The following is a 6460-nucleotide window of genomic DNA, read 5'->3' as shown; positions in this document are numbered from 1 at the left end:
GGAGCGAGTCTCTCCGCCCCAGCAACCCCACCATTGAAGCCCCGTTGGGCCGGCGCTTCAACCATACAAGGGCAGCGGCATGGCTCAACACGCCGTCGGATCGATGAGACTGATTCCTGAAGCTGCGTCGAAGCGCCGACGCAGGTGCACCGGTGCATCGCTGGCGATGACCTCAAGCGTGGGACGCACAAACGCCTCTAGCAGATGTCCGCCCACGGTAGATCCGTCGCGTCGGCCGAGCACCGCATGGAGATGGACCTTAGGCTTCTTCCCGTCCAGTGCGATGTCGCCCAGGAGCGAGAGCACCTCGACCTGCTCATCGACGGGGATGCGCAGGTACTCCTTCTTCTCCCAGTCGAAGTAGCCCAGGATAGCTCGTTCGAATGCGCCGATGGCGCGGAGACTGCAACCCGTCAGAGAGTTTTCTTCCGCAAAACGCTGCAGCACGGACATCACCTCGTCGCCGGTCTCAAAGACCAGCGCGAAACTCCGCTCGGGGTGATCCGTCAGCTTCCTCGATTTCATCGTGTACTCCGGTTGGAATTGACGTGCGACCGATAGAGCAAGCCACAGACCCGCAGCGCGTAGACGCTTCTAGCCCTCACTCGAACCCTCTTCGTTTTCGCGCACTCCGCGTAGATTCAGCCCGAACAAGCCGACCTGCAGGACGATCAAGGCGTAGGACTGGGTAAATGCACCCCAGATGCACCAGAGCACATTACTGAGGACGAACACCCAGAATCCCCATGTTCTGCGGCGCGCGCTTCGAGCGCCGACCAGCCAAGCCGCAACAAGCGTGATGACCGTCGCGGGCCATTGAAGTGCATTGAGCAGGTCATCCATGCCTCGCTGAGGCAAGCGGGCTGCCCTCGGCTGACCATCACACGCCGCAAGTGCGCTTTCGAAGTCAGCCGCGCGCACAACAGGAGACTGTGCGCAGGCCGTTGACCGGTGCCTCATCCGCCGCCGATCGCTTCCTCCGAGTCTCCTGGAAGCAATGACTGAGGAATTTGGCTGAAGCGCCCTGATCCCCCCGCAAAAGAGATCGACCAGGTCACGTCGAAACGGTGGGCAGGCCACTGGGCGGGGATTCGGTCGTCGGGCAGGAGCTCTCTTGCCAGACGCGGGAGTTGATCATGTCTCCAACACACCAGGACGGCACCGTCGAGGCTTCGCAGCGCATGGGCGAGAGCCTGAAGATCATCCCCATCGGACCAGCTGTCGTCTATCGTCAGGCCAAGGAGGCCGGCCAACGATTTGACGGTGTCCCGAGGTCGCGTTGAGGGGTGCCGGTTCGTCGGCCGGGCGGCGACGATGTGCCGAGGGCGGTGGACAGGCCGCCTCGCCCGCTGTCTTCACGCCAGCCTTCATACCCAACTCCCTCCTTGCGAGGTAAGTGCAAACGAGGTTCCCGGAGATCCCCCCTTCCGAGGGTGAGAACGCTTGCGAACTGTAGATTGGCTGTAAGGTTTGCCAGCCGTACACGTCGCGTACGAGAGATAGCATCTGCACGTGATGTCCTCGCGCCCATCAGTTCTAGTACTAGATGATTACCCCGACGCAGCAGAGGCGGTCGCGGCGTGGTTGACCTTCGAGGGTTGGCGAGCCATTTGTGTGAGTACGGTCGAAGACGCGCTGGCTTACTTAGCCAACGAGCGCCTTACCGCCATCGTCATGGAACCGTATCTGCGCGCGGGCAGTGCATTACCTGTTGCGCTGGCAGCCAGAAAAGCCGATCTCCGGCCGCTGCTGGTATCGCTGACGTGGAGCGCTCGGGCTGGCGATCAAACCGCCTATGAACCGACGCTGTTCGATTTCAATTTCCCCAAACCAGTATCGATGCAGAAGCTTTCTGCTGCGCTTGACTCAATACAACGCCCCAGCGCTCAGTAGCGTACCGTCGTCCGGCATCTTCATTGCTCTGTCGGGCTATGGCGCCAAAGTTGTTGGATGCTGTGACGACGTGGCAAGAGGCTGAGACCCAGGCCAGGCGACTTGATCGAATCCTTGCCACGGCAGTCTCCCGGCTGGATCTTGTCGAAGCCGAACGGATTGCCACGCACCTTCGGGATCAACGCGCATACGCCGGTGAGATGCTCAACACGATGCTCCGGCTCCTAGCCGATCGCACCTAAGGGACGCCGATTCACTGACGTAAGGCAGAGATATGCGCGAGTTCCTCGGCCTACATCTCGGCCTGTGCGATGCTGGTATTCAGCTGGACAAGCTGCAGGGAGGCGTGCAGTCCCCAAGCAAGGAATTCTGTGCAAGTGCAGTTTTCGGTCCGCCCAGCTCCCGTTCGTCCGACTCGATAGCACCGACCGCCAGCCGCAGAAAGCTCGGCCTCATGGAGAAGCATCTTGGATGACAGTTGGGACGCCACAGTCGTCATCGAATCGGGCACCTTCGGCGGCTTCGTGGCCGTCCTCGTCTTCACGCCGCCGCCAGAGGTCGGACCGCCGGTGCGCCTGCCGATCGACGGAGAGTACGAACGTCCGGAATTCGCCGAGAGGGCGGCGTTGGATGCCTTCGCGGCCATGACGCGCGGCGGATAGTCTGACAACTTGTCGCCACGCGTCCGCCGAGGCGGCCCTGGGCCCCCGAGAAGCCAAGAGGGGCGACGCTTGCATCCCGCCGGATTCGAAGTCCGATGCTGGTCTCAGACGACGCTCGGCAACTCCCCTGCAATGAACAGAACTGGACGTTCGAGACAGACTACGGGATCAATTGTCGAGCGGTTCTTCGCCGCCCCTCTGAGGCTGAGTATCGCTCCGCCCCTTGAATGGTGTGAGCGTCCAGGTTGGCGTCTGCTCGAATTCGGTGCCGTCAATGAGCATCTGGCAGCAGGTCCGAGCCAGTCGCGCGGCATGCGCCGCCGAAGCAACGTTGAAGTGCTTTCGTTTCAGCAGCGAAACGAGGCAGGCGGGCCCTTCCGATCGCAAGTAGCAGTTCATCGCGGCACAGCGCCCGATCAGAAAGAGGATCCGCCGCAGGTAGGGATCTCCAGCGTGGCCGATCTTCCCCAGACGTTCCACACCGCCCGTGGAATGCTGGAGCGGCACCAGCCCAAGAAACGCGGCGAAGGATCGACCAGATGCCCACGGAGAGGGCTGCGGGATCGACGCGGCCAGCGCAGAGGCTGCGATGAATCCAACGCCCGGAACGGCCGCCAGTCGCGAGCTCCGTGGATCCGCCTTGTGCCAGCGCTGGAGAGCCTTGGTGATCTCGACTGTCTCGTCGTGTGTTGCCCGCAGCCGCGCCACGCTTGAGGTGATGCTGAACTGCATCGCACTGGGCATCGTTCGAACTTCGCTCGCAATGTCCGCGTCACTTGCCCGGCGAAGAGAAGCACCCGTTGTCCAACGTGCGCAACCCATCTCCAACAGGAATGCCAACGCTTGGTTGGCACTGGCCGTCTCGTGGCGCATGACAAGTTCGCGCATGCGATGTTGTGAAAGGATCGCCAACTGTTCCCGCGACTTCAGCACCACCGCGCGCGCATCCGGCAGGCGCGCCGCCAGGAGGATCAACGCGGCGTCCTTCTTGTCGTTCTTGTGCCCCAGGCGGAGCCGAGAGACTGCTCGGGCGTGAAGGGGCAGCGGCGTGTGCCCTTGAGCGGCAAACACCTCACACCAGTACGCCGCGCCGGCACAGGCTTCCATCGCCACGGTGCACGGCGGCAAGGACGCGAAGAAGGGCTCGACATCCGGCCGACTCAGCTTTCGGCTGCCCAGGTCCTCGCCGTTGGCGGCCTGCAACTGGACGGAGAACACCCGTTTTGCCAGGTCGACCCCCACGAAGCGGACATCATGCAGATCCATGGCGCCCCCCCTCGCAGCCACGCCGGTCAAAATTCTGCGCCTTTGCTGGATCCCCGGCTCATGGATTGCACCCAAGGAGCGGGGGATTCAGGCCGCGTCGTCAACGAAACATCGCGCGCCTCGTTTTTTCCTGAGGTCCTCCGAGCCAGAAGTCGCCGTCGAACGGCGACGGCGGCACAGCACGCTCCTATCCGGCGCCTGCGCGACCCAGGCAGCCAAGCCGTGGATGTTGGCTTCGTCATAAGGTTCGAAGGGAGGTGGCGAATCCGTCGCTCAATCCACGGACGCACGGCGGCGCGTTAGCAGTCCGGCGATGGCAGGTGATGTCCAGGGCGCCAGAGCGCCCGTTGGATGGGCATCCGCTGTCAGACAAGGGCCACATTCCGTAGCGCGTCGGTCCTACGACCCGCGCCTGCGGCTGGCGCGAAACTTGGCATGGCTTCCGATGCTTACTTAACGGTTCGTTGCTCTTTGAATAGCACTAGCATCAGTGTGTCTGCTAATACAGCCGTAAGCTTGGAACGTCAAGCCCCTCCGCCCCCGGACTTGGGCATCTTATGTGCGCGGGGCTGAACTGTTACTGTCGCGAGCCAGCGGCACTAACGCAAGGAAGTTGTATGCCAAGTGTTCGCTTGCTCAATCAACGACGCCGTCTGCGTCTTGGGGGGAAGGACGTGCCACTCGACTGGTCCACCAGCGCTAGCGGAATTCGCTTTACCAAGGTCTCGGGGCTCCCTCTTATTCTGGCGACCGTGTATCACTACGGGGATTTGGACGGCGCGATCGCCGACATTGCGGCGGAAGTCGGACGTCATACCCGAGCGACAGGAATTCTCCTGACCCGCATGAGCGAGGACGAACCTCTGCCTCGACGCTATTCGGCGGCCAACTTGGCCGCAAAGCATCTCACCGTGAAGCTGGTCGAACAGCCTGAAGATGCCGCAGCGCTCATCGCTGAGAAATTCATCAAAAACACCGCCGCTGGCAAAAGCAATTTGTCCAGCTTCACCTCCAGGCTTGACCGGCAACAGAGAGTTCGGGAAAAGACGTTCGAACCGATCTAACAGTCGCGTAGGTCCTTAACTTCGTGTAGATGCACTACAAGGATCAACTGCTTGAATTCCACCGAGTTTCCCGACGAAAGTTCGAGCTCAGTGGCCTGCGTACCGGAAGCATTCGCGATCAGTTGCTGCGGGCATGCGCAGTCGTCAAGCGGCTGTACAACGACGTCGAGTTGATTGGGCCCGGTGCACCGCTGTTGATTATTGGAGGCGGTGCGGCTGGCGCCTGCGCCGCGCTCACGGCATCCAGCCTCGGTGTCGAGGTGGTGCTGGTAGAACAGGAGCTGGGAAAGCGTCTGTTCGAACGGCAGCACGCAGTGACCACACGGGTAATCGATCCGGTCGAATACGACTGGCCGCATGCGCATTGGCGGCCGGCGACGGGCGGGGATTCGATGTGGCCCCTTCGACCCGGCGATCTGCCACTGACCATCCAGACCGGAACCGCGGATGACATCGCCCGCCAGTGGCAGATGGACTACGACAATCGCCCCACCCATTGCCCAAGAACCGGCATCCTCCTTGGGAAAATCGATCTGCGCGACGGACAGAACGGCAGAGCGCTGACGTTCAAGGAAGGCCCGGGGGGCGTCAGCGTTGCTGGACTCTCCGGGCTCCCTCTGAGCTTCGGGGCCGTCCTGTCGTGTGTGGGGTTCAGCGGTGAAAAGGTCGAGATCCGAGGATTCTCCGGCAACCTCTATCGCGGATACGAGTTCTGGTCCGAAGATCCGTTCGATCAGCCTTTCCTGGGCGTCGCGGGAAAACCAAAGACGGTCAGGGTTCTGATTTCTGGCGCCGGCGACGGCGCCTTGCAGGATTTCCAACGCGTCGCCAGCGGCCTCTGTGGTCGGCCGCTCCTGGAGAAACTCGAAAACCTCGTTGGCGCTCCGTTGTTGAAGCCTGACGAGATGTTCGCAATCTTGGCAGCCGACGACGTCGGGCGTCGTGCACATGCATGGCGAGCCCGGAATGTGCGTCCATCGGTCGATCTTCGTGAATGGCACGACAAGATCCATGCCGTTGCCGACACGCTGCTCAGGCGCTGGGGCCGCTCCAATCTGCTGAAGGGGCTGGCTGCGTCGGTGCTGCGCAAGGGCGTCGAGCCCACCTTGCTCATGCGGTCCGATGAACCCGATTACTGCTTTGCCCTGAATCGATTCCTGTTCTACATCCTGCTCGGCTTGATCCGCGAAGCGACGGGAAGGTCGTCGCCCTTTGATCGGGTCACTGGGTCGGGGACAGCACCTCCCACAGTCATCACGAAACAGATGATCAGTGAGGTCACCTGCTCAAACCCGAACGTGCTGTCGTCGGCGGATGCGGCGCACCAAGTGTTGAAGCATATTTACCTGGCGCCGGCTGGCACGCCCAGGACCAAGTTGAAAGCGGCTTCCAAACCACTAGGCGATTACGAGGTGTTGATCGTGCGACATGGCGTGGACTCGAAACCGCTGTTTCGAGGGGGAGCCCGCGTACCCGAACAAATCATGCCGTTCCACGATCCAGCGTGACGCGGAGCTTGAGCCCTCCTGGCGGTCCGGATGGAACCGCTCATGTCCCGTCGTGCCGTTCGATGCT

The 6460-nt window shown here is 61.8% G+C and carries 8 protein-coding genes; 5 read left to right on the top strand and 3 right to left on the bottom strand.

Going from position 1 to position 6460, the window contains the following annotated elements; genetic code table 11:
- Positions 1-84 precede the first annotated feature (84 nt).
- Positions 85-525 carry a PPC domain-containing DNA-binding protein gene (locus tag AC07OZ_RS28385; protein ID WP_495470362.1) on the bottom strand — a complete coding sequence of 147 codons (441 nt, stop codon included), beginning with the start codon at positions 523-525 and terminating at the stop codon, positions 85-87.
- Between the two features lie 69 nt (positions 526-594).
- Entirely contained in the window at positions 595-843 is a 249-nt protein-coding gene (locus tag AC07OZ_RS28380; protein ID WP_495470361.1) for a hypothetical protein, read from the bottom strand.
- 293 nt (positions 844-1136) lie between these two features.
- Between AC07OZ_RS28380 and AC07OZ_RS28375 the strand changes: the two genes are divergently transcribed.
- From AC07OZ_RS28375 to AC07OZ_RS28365, 3 genes are all read left to right on the top strand, one after another.
- Complete coding sequence (locus tag AC07OZ_RS28375) at positions 1137-1283, top strand: hypothetical protein (RefSeq protein WP_495470360.1); 147 nt, start codon at positions 1137-1139, stop codon at positions 1281-1283.
- 232 nt (positions 1284-1515) lie between these two features.
- Positions 1516-1893, top strand: a complete 378-nt coding sequence (locus AC07OZ_RS28370) for a hypothetical protein (RefSeq protein ID WP_495470359.1) — start codon at positions 1516-1518, stop codon at positions 1891-1893.
- A gap of 467 nt (positions 1894-2360) precedes the next feature.
- Positions 2361-2555, top strand: coding sequence for a hypothetical protein (locus AC07OZ_RS28365; RefSeq protein WP_495470358.1), 195 nt, complete (start codon positions 2361-2363; stop codon positions 2553-2555).
- A gap of 168 nt (positions 2556-2723) precedes the next feature.
- Here AC07OZ_RS28365 and AC07OZ_RS28360 read toward each other — a convergent pair whose 3' ends face one another.
- On the bottom strand, positions 2724-3821 hold the full coding sequence (locus AC07OZ_RS28360) for an IS110 family RNA-guided transposase (RefSeq protein WP_495470357.1): 1098 nt from the start codon (positions 3819-3821) through the stop codon (positions 2724-2726).
- 632 nt (positions 3822-4453) lie between these two features.
- Between AC07OZ_RS28360 and AC07OZ_RS28355 the strand changes: the two genes are divergently transcribed.
- A complete protein-coding gene (locus AC07OZ_RS28355) occupies positions 4454-4885 on the top strand; it encodes a hypothetical protein (protein WP_495470356.1) in 432 nt (143 codons plus the stop codon).
- A gap of 29 nt (positions 4886-4914) precedes the next feature.
- A complete protein-coding gene (locus AC07OZ_RS28350) occupies positions 4915-6393 on the top strand; it encodes an FAD-binding protein (protein ID WP_495470355.1) in 1479 nt (492 codons plus the stop codon).
- The last annotated feature ends 67 nt before the right edge of the window (positions 6394-6460 follow it).

This window comes from Roseateles sp. GW821-FHT09G03, from assembly GCF_059416045.1.
The sequence above is the reverse complement of the archived record's forward strand: the minus strand, read 5'-3'. Positions and strand labels throughout refer to the sequence as shown.